Raw genomic sequence first — 17,171 nt, 5'->3', positions numbered from 1 at the left:
CGTGCTATCCGTGCTATCCGTGCTATTCGCACTTTTTCAATATACAAATTTTCTCGACCAATTCCACACATGACATCCTTTTCGAATATTCTTACCTTCAGATTTCTTGAGCAACTATCCGGGAGATCTAGTGAGGCATTACCCAAGATGCCGTTTCACGCACCATCCATTTAAGCTTCTCCTGTTGATGACTCACCAGGATAAAGTATCTTCATGGCAACGCGGATCAAAAATCAGACAAAAATGTAATTATACAACTATATTCACAGGACATCCCTCTGAGGGCATGAACTTGGGCTTCACCCCAGCGCTCCTTCCCGGAAAACCGCCCCATAGGACAACTGGTAAGCCGGAAATAGCGTTACCGCCAATTCATCCAATCAATCCTCTTCCTCCTCATTCACCCGATCCCTCAACTCCTTCCCCGGCTTGAAATGCGGTACAAACTTCCCGTCCAGGCTCACTGACTGCCCGGTCTTTGGATTTCGCCCGACCCGCGGAGCGCGGTAGTGCAACGAAAAACTCCCAAACCCGCGGATCTCGATGCGGTCGCCGGTTGCCAGGCATTGGGACATTTGCTCAAGCATGGTCTTGATGGCCAGCTCCACATCCTTGGATGAAAGCAGCCCCTGATGGGTGACAATTCGTTCGATCAGCTCCGACTTCGTCATATTTTTCCCTTCTTTTTCAAGCAGCTAGGAAAGCACTTCGAAGGTTTTAGCATGAGCGGAAGGTTTTGAACAGCCCATCTATTGACTTATCTGCATGCAGAAGAAACAAGGAACAGGATCGTCTAATTACAAATCACCAGCATGGTGCGAGTGACGGCGCCAGCCGGATTCCAGCCGAAAAGATAGCCATCCCCTTCATCCTTTGCATCGCTGGACCGGGTGACGACCTTATAGCCCTGAGCCTTGCACTCAAGGGCAGCCCGCGTGTAACACTTGTCCCAGTCCGACCCAAGTCCCGAACAGTCGATCTCGACACCGCTCACGCCCCGCCTGACGTGAGTCGTCGCCTGGGTGACGCACCCCGCAAGTAACAGCAACGCGAGGACAACCATTAGCTTGCTCATTCCTTTCCTTACTGACGCGCTCCCCGAACCGCTCACGAAGCACAAATCTACGATCCTGACGACAAACGTTTTTACACTGATAAATAAGACCGTCGCCACCCTGAATTCGTTTCAGATTTTGAACGTCAAATCGTGGGCACAAAAAAGGGCGACCGAAGTCGCCCTTTTTCTATGGTCCGACAGAACTTAGTTCTGTTTTTCCATCTGAGCACGCAGCAGAGCACCGAGAGTGGTGTCGACTGGAGCATCCGAAGCAGCTGGCTTGTCGCGCAGGCTCTGGATGGCTTCTTTTTCGTCTTCAACGTCTTTCGACTTGATCGACAGCTGGATCACGCGGCTCTTGCGGTCAACGCTGATGATCTTGGCTTCTACTTCTTCGCCTTCTTTCAGAACGTTGCGCGCGTCTTCAACGCGGTCACGGCTGATTTCGGAGGCTTTCAGAGTCGCTTCGATATCGTCGGCCAGAACGATGATGGCGCCTTTGGCGTCAACTTCTTTCACGATGCCTTTAACGATGGCGCCTTTGTCGTTAACCGAGACGTACTCGGAGAACGGGTCGCTTTCCAGTTGCTTGATACCCAGGGAAATGCGCTCGCGCTCTGGGTCAACCGACAGGATAACGGTGTCCAGCTCGTCGCCCTTCTTGAAACGACGAACGGCTTCTTCGCCCACTTCGTTCCAGGAGATGTCGGACAGGTGAACCAGACCGTCGATGCCGCCGTCCAGACCAATGAAGATACCGAAATCGGTGATCGACTTGATGGTGCCGGAGATTTTATCGCCCTTGTTGAACTGGCCAGAGAAATCTTCCCATGGGTTAGATTTGCACTGCTTGATGCCGAGGGAGATACGACGACGCTCTTCGTCGATGTCCAGAACCATGACTTCCACTTCGTCGCCGACTTGTACGACTTTCGAAGGGTGGATGTTCTTGTTGGTCCAGTCCATTTCGGAAACGTGTACCAGGCCTTCAACACCTTCTTCCAGCTCAGCGAAGCAGCCGTAGTCGGTCAGGTTGGTAACACGAGCGGTGACGCGAGTGCTTTCTGGGTAACGGGCTTTGATAGCAACCCATGGATCTTCGCCCAGTTGCTTGAGGCCCAGGGAAACACGATTGCGTTCGCGATCGTACTTCAGAACCTTGACATCGATCTCGTCGCCAACGTTGACGATTTCCGATGGGTGCTTGATGCGCTTCCAAGCCATGTCGGTGATGTGCAGCAGGCCATCGACGCCACCCAGATCGACGAATGCGCCGTAATCGGTGAGGTTCTTGACGATACCCTTGACTTGCTGACCTTCCTGCAAGGATTCCAGCAGAGCTTCACGCTCGGCGGAGTTCTCGGCTTCCAGGACGCTGCGACGGGAAACGACAACGTTGTTGCGTTTCTGGTCGAGCTTGATGACCTTGAACTCGAGCTCTTTGCCTTCCAGGTGCGTGGTGTCGCGCACTGGACGGACGTCAACCAGAGAACCTGGCAGGAACGCACGGATGCCGTTAACGTCGACAGTGAAGCCGCCTTTAACCTTACCGTTGATAACGCCCTTGACCACTTCTTCGGCTGCGAAGGCTGCTTCCAGAACGATCCAGCATTCAGCGCGCTTGGCTTTTTCACGGGACAGCTTGGTTTCACCAAAGCCGTCTTCAACCGAATCCAGCGCCACGTGAACTTCGTCACCGACGTTGATGTTCAGCTCGCCAGCATCGTTGTAGAACTGTTCCAGCGGGATCAGAGCTTCAGACTTCAGACCGGCGTGGACAGTGACCCAACGAGCTTGGTAATCGATATCAACGATAACACCGGTGATGATCGAACCAGCCTGAAGATTAAGGGTCTTCAAGCTCTCTTCAAAGAGTTCCGCAAAGCTTTCGCTCATTTTAATTCCTGTTGATAAGGGCGAAGAATACGCCCATCTGCCACACCCCAGACGGTGTGGGTTACGTTCATATGAAAGAAGCCGCGCAGGACTATGACTGGTCCCCTGCACACCTCTTGGTCACCCGGCGATATCGCGAATGGCGATCTCGCTCATGATGCGTTCCAGCACCTGCTCGATGGACAATTCCGTGGAATCCAGCTGTATGGCGTCAGCCGCCGGCTTGAGCGGGGCTACCGCTCGCTGGGTGTCACGCTCATCGCGTGCACGTATCTCATCTAGCAGACTCGACAGACTAACATCATCGCCCTTGGCCTTCAACTGCAAGTACCGGCGACGAGCCCGCTCCTCGGAGCTGGCGGTCAGGAAAATCTTCAGCGGCGCATCGGGAAACACCACCGTGCCCATGTCCCGGCCATCGGCCACCAGGCCTGGCGGCTCCTGGAACGCCCGCTGGCGTTGCAGCAAAGCCTCGCGCACCGCCGGCAACGCCGCGACTTGGGAAGCCCAGGCGCCGACCTGCTCATTGCGGATATCTTCGGTGACGTCGTCGCCCTCGAGGATGATCCGCGCCGTACGATCACTGGTCGCACCGACGAACTGTACATCCAGATGAGCGGCCAGGGCCTTGAGCAGTTCCTCGTTGGTCAGGTCGACCCCATGGTTGCGCGCGGCGAATGCCAGCAACCGATAGAGGGCGCCGGAATCCAGCAGGCACCAGTTCAGGCGCTTGGCCAGGATCCCGGCGACCGTGCCCTTGCCCGAACCGCTCGGCCCGTCAATGGTGATAACTGGAGCTTGAATATTCACGACCGTGCCTCTTTGTGATCATCATTGGCGTTCAAGGTGCCCTTGCGGGCCCGGCGGGCCAGGATTCTGCCGAAATGCTCGCGCGCCGCTTGCGCACGCTGGAATACCTCCAGCAACTGAGGCCCATCCCCGGCATCGACCGCATCGCGCAAGACGTCCAGGTCACCGCGAAAACTGTCCAGCGCACGCAGCACAGCGTCCCGGTTGGCCAGGAAGATATCGTGCCACATCACCGGATCGCTGCCAGCAATCCGCGTGAAATCGCGGAATCCACCGGCGGCGTAGCGAAAAATCTCCAGGTTCTCGTTGCGCTTGGCCAACGAGTCCACCAGGCCGAAGGCCAGCAGGTGCGGCAAATGACTGGTCGCCGCCAGCACTTCGTCGTGACGCTCGACCTGCATGTGCTCGACATCCGCCCCCAGGGCCCGCCAGAGCGCATCGACCGTCGCCAGCGCCGACGGATCGGTGTCGGCCAACGGCGTCAGGATCACCTTGTGCCGACGGAACAGCGCACTGTTGGAGGCCTGCACGCCACTCTGTTCGGACCCGGCAATCGGGTGCCCCGGGACAAAACGCGGCGGCATGGTGCCAAAGGCCCGACCGGCGGCACGCACGACATTGCCCTTGGCACTGCCGACATCCGTGAGGATCGCCTGCCCCAGGTCCATGCCCGCCAGCAAGCCGAGCATTTTCTCCATGGCCAGGATCGGCACCGCCAGCTGAATCACGTCGGCGCCCTGGCAAGCCGTCGCCAGATCAGCCTCACAACGATCGACCACGCCCAACTCGACCGCGAGCTCACGGGATTGCGGGTCGAGATCGACACCCACCACTTCCCGGCACAGGCCGCTTTCCCGCAGCCCCTTGGCAAAGGAGCCGCCGATCAAACCCAGGCCGACCACCACAAGGCGGCCGATCATAGGCTTCACAGATTGCATCGACATGACATCAACCACGGGCCAGGACCTTGGCCAGCGCCTCCAGCAAACGACTGTTCTCACTGGCCAGGCCAATGCTGACCCGCAGGTGCTTCGGCAGGCCGTAACCGGCCACCGGACGCACGATCACCCCTTCACGCAGCAGCCCCTGGTACACCGGGCCAGCCTCACGACCGACATCGACAGCAATGAAATTGGCCTTCGAGGGAATCCAGCTCAGCCCCAACTGGCGAAAACCTTCTTCCAGTTGCTGCATGCCGGCTTCGTTCAAGCTTCGGCTACGGGCGACATACTCGACATCGTCAAGTGCCGCACGGGCCGCGACCAGCGCCAGGCTGTTGACATTGAACGGTTGGCGAACGCGATTGAGGATATCCGCCACGGCGGGCGACGACAGCGCATAACCGACACGCAAGGCCGCCAGGCCGTAGGCCTTGGAGAAAGTTCGAGAAACCAGCAGGTTCGGATAGCTTGCCAGGTAGTTCAGGCCATCCGGCAGGTCGACACCTTCGGCATATTCGATATAGGCCTCGTCCAGGACCACCAGGACATCCTGCGGCACAGCGGCGAGAAACGTCTCCAGCGCCCTCGGGCCGAACCAGGTACCGGTCGGGTTGTTCGGGTTGGCGATAAACACCACACGGGTGTTTTCGTCGATGGCCGCGAGCATCGCCGCCAGGTCATGCCCGAAGTCCTTGGCCGGAGCCACACGGGCCTCGGCATTCACCGCCTGGGTCACGATGGGGTAGATCGCAAAGGCATGTTCGCTGAACACCGCGTTCAACCCCGGCGCCAGGTAGGCACGGGCGACCAGTTCGAGAATATCGTTGGAACCATTGCCCAGGGTCACCTGGCTGGCCTGCACCCGGCACAGCTCGGACAGACGCTGCTTGAGCTCGAAACCATTGCCGTCCGGATAACGGGTCAAATCCGCCAGGGCATCGTGAATCGCCGCCAGGGCCTTGGGACTCGCCCCAAGGGGATTCTCGTTGCTCGCCAGCTTGATGATCCGCGCCGGATCAATATCCAGCTCACGAGCCAGTTCATCCACGGGCTTGCCCGGAACGTAAGGCGACAGTTGTTGCACGCCCGGCTGAGCCAGGGCGAGGAAGTTACCGCTCATGATCAACGCCTTTACAGAACCGCTTTCGGGTAGGAGCCCAGCACCTTGAGGGCGACGGCTTCCTGACTGATCTTCTCCAGCACACCCTTGACCAGCGGATCACGATGATGGCCAACGAAGTCGATAAAGAACACATACGTCCATTTACCACTGCGCGAAGGTCGGGTCTCGATACGCGTCAGGTCAATCCCGTTGTCGTGGAACGGCACCAGCAGCTCGTGGAGCGCGCCAGGCTTGTTGCTCATGGAAACAATGATCGAGGTCTTGTCGTCGCCGGTAGGCGGCACTTCCTGGCTACCGATCATCAGGAACCGCGTGGAGTTGTCCGGACGGTCCTCGATTTTCTCCGCCAGGCGGGTCAAGCCATACAGGCCGGCCGCCATGTCGCCGGCAATCGCCGCCGAGTTCCACTCGCCCTTGACCCGCTTCGCCGCTTCGGCGTTGCTGGAAACCGCCACGCGCTCGACGTTCGGGTAATGGGCGTCCAGCCACTTGCGGCACTGGGCCAGGGACTGGGCGTGGGAGTAGATGCGACTGATGCTGTCGGTCTTGGTGTTTTCGCCCACCAGCAGGTGGTGGTGAATGCGCAGCTCGACTTCACCGCAAATCACCATGTCGTGCTCGAGGAAACTGTCGAGGGTGTGGTTGACCGCACCCTCGGTGGAGTTTTCCACCGGCACCACACCAAAATTCACCGCGCCGGCCGCCACTTCACGGAAGACTTCGTCGATCGCCGCCATCGGCTTGCTGATCACGGCATGGCCGAAATGCTTCATGGCCGCAGCCTGGGTGAAGGTACCTTCAGGACCCAGGTAAGCCACTTTCAGCGGCTGTTCCAGGGCCAGGCAGGAAGACATGATCTCGCGGAACAGCCGCGCCATTTCTTCGTTGCCCAGCGGTCCCTGGTTGCGCTCCATGACCCGCTTGAGCACCTGGGCTTCACGTTCCGGACGATAGAACACCGGCACTTCGCCCTCGGCCAGCGAGGCCATTTTTACCCGCGCGACTTCCTGGGCGCAGCGTGCGCGCTCGCTGATCAGTTCGAGAACTTTCTCATCGAGGCTGTCGATACGCAGGCGCAGTGCCTTGAGTTCTTGCTCGGACATTAGCCGTGTTCCTTCTCGAACGCTGCCATGTACGCCACCAGCGCGTTCACCGCGTTGATGTCGACGGCGTTGTAAATGGAGGCGCGCATGCCACCCACCGAACGGTGGCCCTTGAGATTCAACAGGCCCTGCTCTTCGGCGCCGGCCAGGAACGGCTTGTCCAGGCGATCGTCGGCCAGGCGGAACGGCACGTTCATCCAGGAGCGGTTGGTCTTGTTGATCGGGTTGCTGTACAGGCCGCTGGCGTCGATGAAGTCATACAGCGTGCGCTGCTTGATTTCATTGAGCTTGCCGATGGCTTCGACGCCACCCTGCTCCTTGAGCCACTCGAAAACCAGGCCCGACAGGTACCAGGCCAGGGTCGGCGGGGTGTTGTACATGGAGCCGTTGTCGGCCGCGACCTTGTAGTCGAGCATGGTCGGGCAGATCGAACGGGCGCGACCCAGCAGGTCTTCACGGACAATATTGACGACGATACCGCTCGGGCCGATGTTCTTCTGCGCACCGGCATAGATCATGCCGAAGCGGGAAATATCCACCGGGCGCGAAAGGATGTCCGAGGACATGTCGGTGACCAGCGGCACATCACCGGTTTCCGGAATCCAGTCGAACTCCAGGCCGCCGATGGTTTCGTTCGACACATAGTGAACATAGGCCGCGTCTTTCGACAGCTTCCATTCGTTCTGGCCGGGAATGGCGAAATAGTCATAGGGCTTGGCGCTGGCGGCGACATTGACGTTGCCGAAACGCGAAGCTTCCTCGATGGCTTTCTTCGACCAGATACCGGTCTCGATGTAGTCGGCCTTGCCACTTTCGGGCAGCAGGTTCAGCGCGACCTGGGCAAATTGCTGGCTGGCGCCGCCCTGCAGGAACAGCACCTTGTAGTTCGAGGGAATATCCAGCAGGTCACGCAGATCCTGCTCGGCCTTGGTGGCGATGGACACGAACTCATCGCTGCGATGGCTCATTTCCATGACCGACAGGCCCTTGCCGTGCCAGTCGAGCAGCTCGGACTGGGCACGCAAAAGGACAGCTTCAGGCAGCGCAGCAGGACCCGCGCAGAAGTTATAGGCTCGTTTGCTCACATCCACTCTCGCTATGCTTTCAATACACACCGGCCTGCGCCCTACTCCAGACCGGCTACGCCTACGGTAGAGAGTAGAGCAGACAGGCGCTTTTAGTCCTGCGGTTGCGCTTCGTCGGTCGCTGCATCCAGCGCCTGGTCGTCGGCCGCGTCATCGATCAGCGCTTCGCCGTCGAACTCGACACCCTCTTCCAGTTCTTCACCTTCGACTTCCGAAGGTTCCTGGACACGCTCCAGGCCCACCAGCGTTTCATCGCTGGCCAGCTTGATCAACGTCACACCCTGGGTATTACGACCCAGGCTGGAGACTTCATCGACACGGGTACGTACCAGCGTGCCCTGGTCGGAAATCAGCATGATCTCCTCACCGTCGAGCACCTGTACCGCACCGACCAGACGGCCGTTACGCTCGTTGCTGACCATGGCGATCACACCCTGGCCGCCGCGCTTGTACTCGGGGAACTCGCTGATCGCGGTGCGCTTGCCGAAGCCGCGCTCGGAAGCCGTGAGAATCTGGCTGCCTTCTTCCGGGATAATCATGGAGATCAGCTTCTGCCCTTCGTTCAGGCGCATGCCGCGCACACCGCGGGCCGTACGACCCATGGCACGGACGTCGGACTCCTTGAAGCGAGTGACCTTGCCGGCGTCGGAGAACAGCATGACCTCGCGCTCGCCATCGGTGATCGCGGCGCTGATCAGCACGTCGCCTTCATCCAGCTCCAGGGCGATCAGGCCAACGCTACGCTGACGGCTGAAGGCTTCCAGCGGGGTCTTCTTCACGGTACCGTCGGCGGTCGCCATGAAGATGAAATGACCTTCGGTGTATTCCTCCACCGGCAGCATGGTGGTGATGTATTCACCCTCATCCAGCGGCAACAGGTTCACCAGCGGACGGCCACGGGCGGCACGGGACGCTTCGGGAATTTCGTAGGTCTTGAGCCAGTACACCTTGCCCTTGCTGGAAAACAGCAGCAGCGTGGTGTGACTGTTGGCAACCAGCAGGTGGGCAATGTAGTCCTCGTCCTTGACGCCGGTCGCCGACTTGCCTTTGCCACCGCGGCGCTGGGCCTGGTAGGCCGCCAACGGCTGCGTCTTGGCGTAGCCGCCGTGGGAGATGGTCACCACGCGCTCTTCTTCCGGGATCATGTCGCCCAGGGTCAGGTCGAGACGGGCATCGAGGATCTCGGTACGGCGCACGTCGCCGTACTCGGCACGAATCACTTCCAGCTCTTCGCGGATCACTTCCATCAGGCGCGTGGCGCTGTTGAGGATGCGGATCAGCTCGCCGATCTGGTTGAGGATCTCCTGGTACTCGGCCAGCAGCTTCTCGTGTTCCAGGCCGGTCAGGCGGTGCAGACGCAGTTCGAGGATGGCCTGCGCCTGTTCCGGCGACAGGAAGTACTTGCCGTCGCGCAGACCATACTGCGGGTCCAGGGTCTCCGGACGGCACGAGTCGGCACCGGCACGCTCGACCATCGCCACGACCGCGGACGATTCCCAAGGCATGCTGATCAGCGCTTCCTTGGCCTCCGACGGCGTCGGCGAGGCCTTGATCAGCGCGATCACCGGGTCGATGTTGGACAGCGCAACGGCCTGGCCTTCGAGGATATGACCACGCTCGCGAGCCTTGCGCAGCTCGAACACGGTACGCCGGGTCACGACTTCGCGACGGTGACGGACGAAGGCTTCCAGCAGGTCCTTGAGGTTGAGGATCCGCGGGCGACCGTCGATCAGCGCAACGATGTTGATACCGAATACGCTTTGCAGCTGGGTCTGGGCATAAAGGTTGTTGAGAATCACCTCTGGCACTTCGCCACGGCGCAACTCGATGACCACGCGCATACCGTCCTTGTCGGACTCGTCGCGCAGCTCGGTGATGCCTTCGAGCTTCTTCTCTTTAACCAGCTCGGCGATCTTCTCGATCAACCGGGCCTTGTTCAGTTGGTAAGGCAGCTCGGTGATGACGATCTGCTGGCGACCACCGACCTTGTCGATGTCTTCGATGGTCGAACGGGCGCGCATGTAGATGCGGCCACGACCGGTGCGATAGGCCTCGATGATACCGGCACGACCGTTGATGATCGCGGCGGTCGGGAAGTCCGGGCCCGGGATGTACTGCATCAGGTCATCGACGGTCAGCTCGGGGTTGTCGATGAGCGCCAGGCAACCGTCGATGACTTCACCGAGGTTGTGCGGCGGGATGTTGGTCGCCATGCCCACGGCGATACCGCTGGAGCCGTTGACCAGCAGGTTGGGGATACGGGTCGGCATGACCGCCGGGATCTGTTCGGTGCCGTCATAGTTCGGCACCCAGTCCACGGTTTCCTTATGCAGGTCGGCCAGCAGCTCGTGCGCCAGCTTGGTCATGCGCACTTCGGTGTATCGCATGGCCGCGGCGTTGTCGCCGTCCACCGAACCGAAGTTGCCCTGGCCGTCGACCAGCAGGTAGCGCAGGGAGAATGGCTGCGCCATCCGAACAATGGTGTCGTAGACCGCGGTATCACCGTGCGGGTGATACTTACCGATCACGTCACCGACCACACGGGCAGATTTCTTGTACGGCTTGTTCCAGTCATTACCCAGTTCGCTCATCGCGAACAGCACACGCCGGTGCACGGGCTTCAAGCCATCGCGCGCATCAGGCAGTGCCCGCCCGACAATCACGCTCATCGCGTAGTCGAGGTAGGACTGTTTCAGCTCGTCTTCGATATTGACCGGGAGGATTTCTTTGGCCAGTTCGCCCATGAGAAGCCTGATTCCTTTTTCTGGTGAAACTTCGTCACATCCATATGGGACGAACGAAGCTCGCCGCCGCGGGCCTGATGCCCTGCAACGACTTACGACAAATCAACGAGTTATGCCTTGGATCTGCGCAGCGAAGGCAGCCGGTTCGGGCTGCCCTGGAAACCGTCGGATGTTATCACAATCGCCGCCACGCACCTACCCCGGTAGAGGCAAGGAAGTAGACGGGCGGCCGCTGTAACCGACCGGGAGCGCGCCGAGAGGGGCTTAGAGGCAGAATGACTGCCTTTTGGGCCCATAAAATACCCCATGGCCTGGGACAAAAGCCGGTCAATGCAGGCGTTTTCGACACATCAATTGGGCCATCTTCGCGGTGTCCGGACGCTCGACGATGCCTTTTTCGGTCACGATGACATCGATCAGGTCCGCCGGCGTCACGTCGAAGACCGGATTAAAGGCCTCGACCTCGGCCCCGACCCGATGACCGCCAACACTCAACAGCTCGCTGCCGTCGCGCTCTTCGATCGGGATATCGTCGCCACTGGCCAGGTCCATGTCGACGGTCGAGCTCGGCGCCACCACCATGAAACGCACGCCGTGGTGCATCGCGCAGACCGCAAGCTGATAGGTGCCGATCTTGTTGGCCACATCGCCATTGGCGGTAATGCGGTCGGCCCCGACTATCACCCAGGTCACACCCTTGGTCTTCATGATGTGCGCGGCGGCCGAGTCGGCGTTCAGGGTCACCGGAATGCCTTCGTTGGCCAGCTCCCAGGCGGTCAGGCGCGAGCCTTGCAGCCAGGGTCGGGTTTCATCGGCATAGACCTGCTCGACCATCCCTTCCAGAAAGGCCCCGCGAATCACTCCCAGGGCCGTACCGAAGCCGCCGGTGGCCAGGGCGCCGGTATTGCAGTGGGTGAGAATCGCCTGGGCATTGCCCTGGTGCTTGCGGATCAGGTCGACCCCCAGTTGCGCCATGGTCAGGTTGGCCTCGCGATCACTTTCATGGATCGCCATCGCCTCGGCCTCCAGGGCCGCCAGCGGATCGGCGCCATCCTTGACCCGCTCCAAACGCTCACGCATGCGGTCCAGGGCCCAGAACAGATTGACCGCGGTGGGTCGCGAGTTCGCCAGCAAGGCAAAATCAGCTTCCATCGCCGCCAGCCAGTCGCCGCCCGCGGCCAGACGTGCCCGTGCCGCCAGCACGACACCGTACGCCGCGCTGATGCCAATGGCCGGTGCACCGCGCACCACCATCGAACGAATCGCCTCGGCGACCCCCGCCGCACTGTCGTAGGCCAGCCAGGTTTCCTCGAACGGCAAAATGCGCTGATCGAGCAGATACAAGGCACCATCACGCCAATCGATGGCCTTCACTTTTTCCGCAGCCAATAGCCGATCGCGCATGATTCACCCCACACTCCGGAACAAAAGCCGCCGATTATAGCGATCCCCCCGTGGGGGCGCTCGGGTATACTTCGCCATTATTTCAGATAAAGCCCGGAAGCCGTCCACGATGCCGAATACCTCCGCCCCGCTCGATCTTCTCCTGCTGCCGACCTGGCTGGTTCCGGTCGAGCCCGCCGGCGTGGTACTCAAGGAGCATGGCCTGGGCATTCGTGACGGACGCATCGCCTTTATCGGCACTCGGGCCGAGGCCTTGAAACTCGGTGCCAGGGAGGTCCGCGAACTGCCGGAAACCCTGCTCGCCCCCGGCCTGGTCAACGCCCACGGGCATGCCGCCATGACCCTGTTTCGCGGTCTGGCCGACGACCTGCCGCTGATGACCTGGCTGGAGCAGCATATCTGGCCCGCCGAAGCCCAATGGGTCGACGAAGCCTTCGTCCGTGATGGCACCGACCTGGCCATCGCCGAGCAACTCAAGGGTGGCATCACCTGTTTCTCGGACATGTACTTCTTCCCTAAAATCGCCAGCGAACGCGTGCACAACAGCGGCATGCGCGCGCAGATCGCCATTCCGATCCTCGATTTCCCGATCCCCGGCGCCGCCAGCGTCGATGAGTCGCTGCGCCAGGCCATCGAGCTGTTCGGCGACCTGAAGCATCACCCACGGATCAAGATCGCCTTCGGTCCCCATGCACCCTACACCGTTGGCGACGAAAACCTGGAAAAAGTCCGGGTCATCGCCGAAGAGCTCGATGCCGCGATCCACATGCACGTGCATGAGACCGCCTTTGAAGTGCAGCAGTCCGTGGAACAACGCGGCGAGCGTCCGCTGGCGCGCCTGGGCCGCCTCGGCTTGCTTGGCCCACGCTTCCAGGCCGTGCACATGACCCAGATCAGCGATGACGACCTGGCATTGCTGGTAGAAAGCAACAGCAGCGTGATCCACTGCCCGGAATCGAACCTGAAACTGGCCAGCGGTTTCTGCCCGGTGGAGCGCCTGTGGCAAGCCGGCGTGAACGTGGCCGTGGGCACCGATGGCGCGGCGAGCAACAACGACCTCGACCTGCTCGGCGAAACCCGTACCGCCGCTTTGTTGGCAAAGGCCGTCGCCGGTTCCGCCACGGCCCTGGACGCACACCGCGCACTGCGCATGGCGACCCTCAATGGCGCCCGGGCCCTGGGCCTGGAGCAGGAGATCGGTTCGCTGGAAGTCGGCAAGGCCGCGGATATGGTCGCCTTCGACCTGTCAGGCCTGGCCCGGCAGCCGATCTACGACCCGGTGTCGCAACTGATTTACGCCAGCGGCCGCGACTGCGTGCAACATGTCTGGGTCGGCGGCAAGCCGCTGCTCGAAGACCGCCGCCTGACTCGCCTGGACGAACAGCAGTTAGGCGCCACGGCCCGGGCCTGGGGCCAGCGCATCGGCGCCCAGAAGCATTGATTGACGCGCCATAGAGTGCATGAATTGAAGATGACGCAACGCCCGGCGGGCGACATCAACCTGATTTCCAAGCTTTAGAGGATAGTCCATGAGCAACGTCGACCACGCTGAAATCGCCAAGTTCGAAGCCCTCGCCCATCGCTGGTGGGACCGCGAAAGCGAGTTCAAGCCGCTTCACGACATCAACCCGCTGCGGGTCAACTGGATCGACGAACGGGTCAAGCTGGCCGGCAAGAAGGTCCTCGACGTCGGTTGCGGCGGCGGCATTCTCAGCGAGGCCATGGCCCAGCGCGGTGCCACCGTGATGGGCATCGACATGGGTGAAGCGCCCCTGGCCGTGGCCCAGCTGCACCAGTTGGAGTCCGGTGTCAGCGTCGAGTATCGGCAGATCACCGCCGAAGCCCTGGCCGAGGAAATGCCCGAGCAGTTCGACGTGGTGACCTGCCTGGAAATGCTCGAGCACGTTCCCGACCCGTCCTCGGTGATCCGCGCCTGCTTCCGTATGGTCAAACCCGGCGGCCAGGTGTTCTTCTCCACCATCAACCGCAATCCCAAGGCCTATCTGTTCGCCATCGTCGGCGCGGAATACATCATGGGCCTGCTGCCGCGCGGCACCCATGACTTCAAGAAATTCATCCGCCCCTCCGAGCTCGGTGCCTGGAGCCGCGAAGCGGGCCTGGCGGTCAAGGACATCATCGGCCTGACCTACAACCCCCTGACCAAGCATTACAAGCTGGCGGCGGACGTCGACGTCAACTACATGATCCAGACCCTGCGCGAGGAGTAACCGATGCGTTTGAGAGCGGTTCTCTTCGACATGGACGGTACCTTGCTCGACACTGCGCCGGACTTCATTGCCATCTGCCAGGCCATGCTCGCCGAGCGCGGCCTGCCGCCAATTGCCGATCGGTCGATTCGCGACGAGATCTCCGGCGGTGCCCGTGCCATGGTCGCCGTGACCTTTATGATGGACCCCGAGTCGCCGGGCTTCGAAGACTTGCGCCAGGAGTTCCTCGAGCGCTACCTCAAGGCCTGCGCCGTCCATAGCCGCCTGTTCGACGGCATGGCCGAGCTGTTGGTCGACATCGAGAAGGCCAATCTGCTCTGGGGCGTGGTCACCAACAAGCCGCTGCGCTTCGCCGAGCCGATCATGCAACAGCTGGGGCTGGCAGAGCGCTCGGCGCTGCTGATCTGCCCGGACCATGTGACGAACAGCAAGCCCCACCCGGAGCCGCTGATCCTCGCGTGCAAGATGCTCGATCTCGACCCGGCCAGCGTCTTGTTCGTCGGTGACGACCTGCGCGATATCGAGTCCGGTCGCGACGCCGGTACCCGTACCGCCGCCGTGCGCTACGGTTACATCCACCCGGACGACAACCCCGATCACTGGGGCGCCGATGTGGTGGTCGACCATCCGCTGGAGCTGCGCAAGGTATTGGATAACGCGCTGTGCAGCTGTTGAGCCTGCCAGCTGTTTTACATTTGTAGAGGTTTAGCCATGTTCGATTACTCCGCCCGCCCGGACCTGCTCAAGGACCGCGTCATCCTGGTCACCGGTGCCGGCCGTGGCATCGGCGCCGCCGCCGCCAAGACCTACGCCGCCCACGGTGCCACCGTGCTGTTGCTGGGCAAGACCGAAGCCAACCTGAGCCAGGTCTACGACGAGATCGAAGCCGCCGGCCACCCGCAACCGGCCGTGATTCCGTTCAACCTGGAAACCGCCCTGCCGCACCAGTACGACGAACTGGCGGCCATGATCGAAACCGAATTCGGCCACCTCGACGGCCTGCTGCACAACGCCTCGATCATCGGCCCGCGTACCCCGCTGGAACAGCTCTCCGGCGAAAACTTCATGCGTGTCATGCACGTCAACGTCAACGCCATGTTCATGCTGACCAGCACCTTGCTGCCGCTGCTCAAGCTGTCCCGGGACGCTTCGGTGATCTTCACCTCCAGCAGTGTCGGCCGCAAAGGCCGCGCCTATTGGGGGGCCTATGGCGTGTCCAAGTTCGCTACCGAAGGCCTGATGCAGACCCTGGCCGACGAGCTCGATACCGTGGCCCCGGTGCGCGCCAACAGCATCAACCCTGGCGCCACCCGAACCAGCATGCGCGCCCAGGCCTACCCCGGTGAAAACCCGGAAAACAACCCGACACCGCAACAGATCATGCCGGTCTACCTGTACCTGATGGGGCCCGACAGCAGCGGCGTCAACGGCCAGGCCTTCGACGCGCAGTAAACCCTCGCCCCACCGCGCCGCGTGTGCCGGAATACCGGCGCGCGGCGATCTGCCCCCCAAAAGCCATCAGTGCAAGTCAAACAATTGCCGCCCTTGCCGGCCGACGACACTGGCCCCTAAAAATCAAATCCCTGAATTCAAACGACTTTTATTCGATTGAACCGATTGGCACGACTTTCGCTCTAACTTCTTCAACACGCAGCGTAAGAGTCGTTTCCAAACCGCTCTTTCGCCCACCCTGTAAGACCGTATTCTGTGCTTAGGGGCTTGCCACTATGAAAACGCCGACCCAGACCAACGCAATTGATTTTGATCGCGCCAGATTGCAACGTCTGGGCTTTGGCCAGCTTCCCCCCGCCCAGCAACGCCCCATCAACCTGGCCCAACTGCGCCATCAACTGACCCTACAGCTGCAGGTCAGCCTGGAGCCGGAGCGCATCCTGGACATCTTCTTCCGCGAGATCCAGCGCGTGGTGCCACTGGATGCCTTGAGCTACCTGCACCCGGCCAGCGACTTGCGCCTGGAGTTCGGCCAACGCGGCCATCACTTGATCAGCTACAGCCTCAGCCATGAAGGCGAGCAACTGGGCGAGTTGATATTTCGCCGTGGCACCCGCTTCAACGAAGAGGAACTGGGCAATCTGGAATCGGTGCTGGCGAGCCTGCTGTACCCGATGCGCAACGCCCTGCTCTACCGCGCCGCTACCCGCTGCGCACTGCGCGACCCGCTGACCGGAACCGGCAACCGCATCGCCATGGAGCAGGCCCTGCAGCGGGAATTCGAACTGGCGCGCCGCCATAGCCAGCCGATTTCGGTGCTGATGCTGGATATCGACCACTTCAAACAGATCAATGACAACCACGGCCACAGCGCCGGCGACAAGGTGCTGAAAATCGTCGCCACGTCGATCAAGGACCAACTGCGCAATGTCGACCGGGTGTTCCGCTATGGCGGCGAGGAGTTTCTGATCCTGCTGTCCAATACCCATCGCGAGGCCGCGGCATTGGTCGGTGAGCGCCTGCGTTATGCGGCGCAAGACCAGGATTACGATTGCGATGGCCAGCGGATCAACCTGACGGTGAGCCTGGGTTGCGCCACACTGTTGCCGGGGGAGTCCACCGAAAGCCTGCTGCGCCGCGCGGACAATGCCCTGTATGTGGCCAAGCGCGAAGGGCGCAACCGCCTGGCCATGGCGGGCTGAACGCGCGACACAAACCGGAAATTCAAGACTGCACGCAACCCCTGTAGGAGCCAGCTTGCTGGCGATGAGGCCTGTGAGCCTTGCATCGCCTGATCGGCCGCTATCGCCGGCAAGCCGGCTCCCACA

General features: G+C 61.0%; 14 protein-coding genes and 1 pseudogene. 5 read left to right on the top strand and 10 right to left on the bottom strand.

Annotation, left to right across the window (positions count from 1 at the left end):
• Window positions 1-380 precede the first annotated feature (380 nt).
• The 10 genes and pseudogenes from ihfB to mtnA form a co-directional block, all read right to left on the bottom strand.
• Window positions 381-671 (bottom strand): integration host factor subunit beta, encoded by a 291-nt coding sequence (gene ihfB / locus M5C71_RS14480; protein ID WP_019360462.1) that lies wholly within the window; start codon window positions 669-671, stop codon window positions 381-383.
• 122 nt (window positions 672-793) lie between these two features.
• Complete coding sequence (locus M5C71_RS14475) at window positions 794-1,075, bottom strand: hypothetical protein (protein ID WP_152737272.1); 282 nt, start codon at window positions 1,073-1,075, stop codon at window positions 794-796.
• A 186-nt stretch (window positions 1,076-1,261) separates the two neighbouring features.
• Window positions 1,262-2,953, bottom strand: a complete 1,692-nt coding sequence (rpsA, locus tag M5C71_RS14470; protein ID WP_100939090.1) for a 30S ribosomal protein S1 — start codon at window positions 2,951-2,953, stop codon at window positions 1,262-1,264.
• Window positions 2,954-3,073: 120 nt separating this feature from the next.
• Window positions 3,074-3,763, bottom strand: coding sequence for a (d)CMP kinase (gene cmk, locus M5C71_RS14465; protein ID WP_100939089.1), 690 nt, complete (start codon window positions 3,761-3,763; stop codon window positions 3,074-3,076).
• 5 nt (window positions 3,764-3,768) lie between these two features.
• A pseudogene (locus M5C71_RS14460) lies at window positions 3,769-4,719 on the bottom strand (prephenate dehydrogenase/arogenate dehydrogenase family protein); the annotation flags it as partial.
• Entirely contained in the window at window positions 4,712-5,824 is a 1,113-nt protein-coding gene (hisC, locus tag M5C71_RS14455; RefSeq protein WP_248768093.1) for a histidinol-phosphate transaminase, read from the bottom strand. The gene hisC and the pseudogene M5C71_RS14460, both read right to left, overlap by 8 nt.
• 11 nt (window positions 5,825-5,835) lie before the next feature.
• Window positions 5,836-6,930 carry a prephenate dehydratase gene (gene pheA, locus M5C71_RS14450; RefSeq protein ID WP_017129662.1) on the bottom strand — a complete coding sequence of 365 codons (1,095 nt, stop codon included), beginning with the start codon at window positions 6,928-6,930 and terminating at the stop codon, window positions 5,836-5,838.
• On the bottom strand, window positions 6,930-8,015 hold the full coding sequence (gene serC / locus M5C71_RS14445; protein ID WP_103495991.1) for a 3-phosphoserine/phosphohydroxythreonine transaminase: 1,086 nt from the start codon (window positions 8,013-8,015) through the stop codon (window positions 6,930-6,932). Before serC ends, pheA begins: the two co-directional genes overlap by 1 nt.
• Before the next feature lie 92 nt (window positions 8,016-8,107).
• On the bottom strand, window positions 8,108-10,759 hold the full coding sequence (gene gyrA / locus M5C71_RS14440; RefSeq protein WP_103495895.1) for a DNA gyrase subunit A: 2,652 nt from the start codon (window positions 10,757-10,759) through the stop codon (window positions 8,108-8,110).
• Window positions 10,760-11,086: 327 nt separating this feature from the next.
• Window positions 11,087-12,163 carry an S-methyl-5-thioribose-1-phosphate isomerase gene (mtnA, locus tag M5C71_RS14435; RefSeq protein WP_103495896.1) on the bottom strand — a complete coding sequence of 359 codons (1,077 nt, stop codon included), beginning with the start codon at window positions 12,161-12,163 and terminating at the stop codon, window positions 11,087-11,089.
• A gap of 109 nt (window positions 12,164-12,272) precedes the next feature.
• Here mtnA and M5C71_RS14430 point away from each other — a divergent pair, with 109 nt between their 5' ends.
• From M5C71_RS14430 to M5C71_RS14410, 5 genes are all read left to right on the top strand, one after another.
• Window positions 12,273-13,604, top strand: coding sequence for a TRZ/ATZ family hydrolase (locus tag M5C71_RS14430; protein ID WP_103495897.1), 1,332 nt, complete (start codon window positions 12,273-12,275; stop codon window positions 13,602-13,604).
• 88 nt (window positions 13,605-13,692) lie between these two features.
• Entirely contained in the window at window positions 13,693-14,391 is a 699-nt protein-coding gene (ubiG, locus tag M5C71_RS14425; protein ID WP_100939083.1) for a bifunctional 2-polyprenyl-6-hydroxyphenol methylase/3-demethylubiquinol 3-O-methyltransferase UbiG, read from the top strand.
• A 3-nt stretch (window positions 14,392-14,394) separates the two neighbouring features.
• Window positions 14,395-15,066 (top strand): N-acetylmuramic acid 6-phosphate phosphatase MupP, encoded by a 672-nt coding sequence (mupP, locus tag M5C71_RS14420; RefSeq protein WP_103495899.1) that lies wholly within the window; start codon window positions 14,395-14,397, stop codon window positions 15,064-15,066.
• A gap of 36 nt (window positions 15,067-15,102) precedes the next feature.
• The gene (locus M5C71_RS14415; protein WP_103495900.1) at window positions 15,103-15,843 is read left to right on the top strand and encodes a YciK family oxidoreductase; all 741 of its coding nucleotides are present in this window, start codon (window positions 15,103-15,105) and stop codon (window positions 15,841-15,843) included.
• 275 nt (window positions 15,844-16,118) lie between these two features.
• Window positions 16,119-17,045 carry a GGDEF domain-containing protein gene (locus tag M5C71_RS14410; RefSeq protein ID WP_248768092.1) on the top strand — a complete coding sequence of 309 codons (927 nt, stop codon included), beginning with the start codon at window positions 16,119-16,121 and terminating at the stop codon, window positions 17,043-17,045.
• Window positions 17,046-17,171: the final 126 nt, after the last annotated feature.

Source organism: Pseudomonas sp. MWU12-2345 (assembly GCF_023242385.1).
Lineage (GTDB): Bacteria > Pseudomonadota > Gammaproteobacteria > Pseudomonadales > Pseudomonadaceae > Aquipseudomonas > Aquipseudomonas gingeri_D.
Note: the sequence above shows the minus strand (reverse complement) of the source record. Positions and strands in the feature narration are given on the sequence as shown.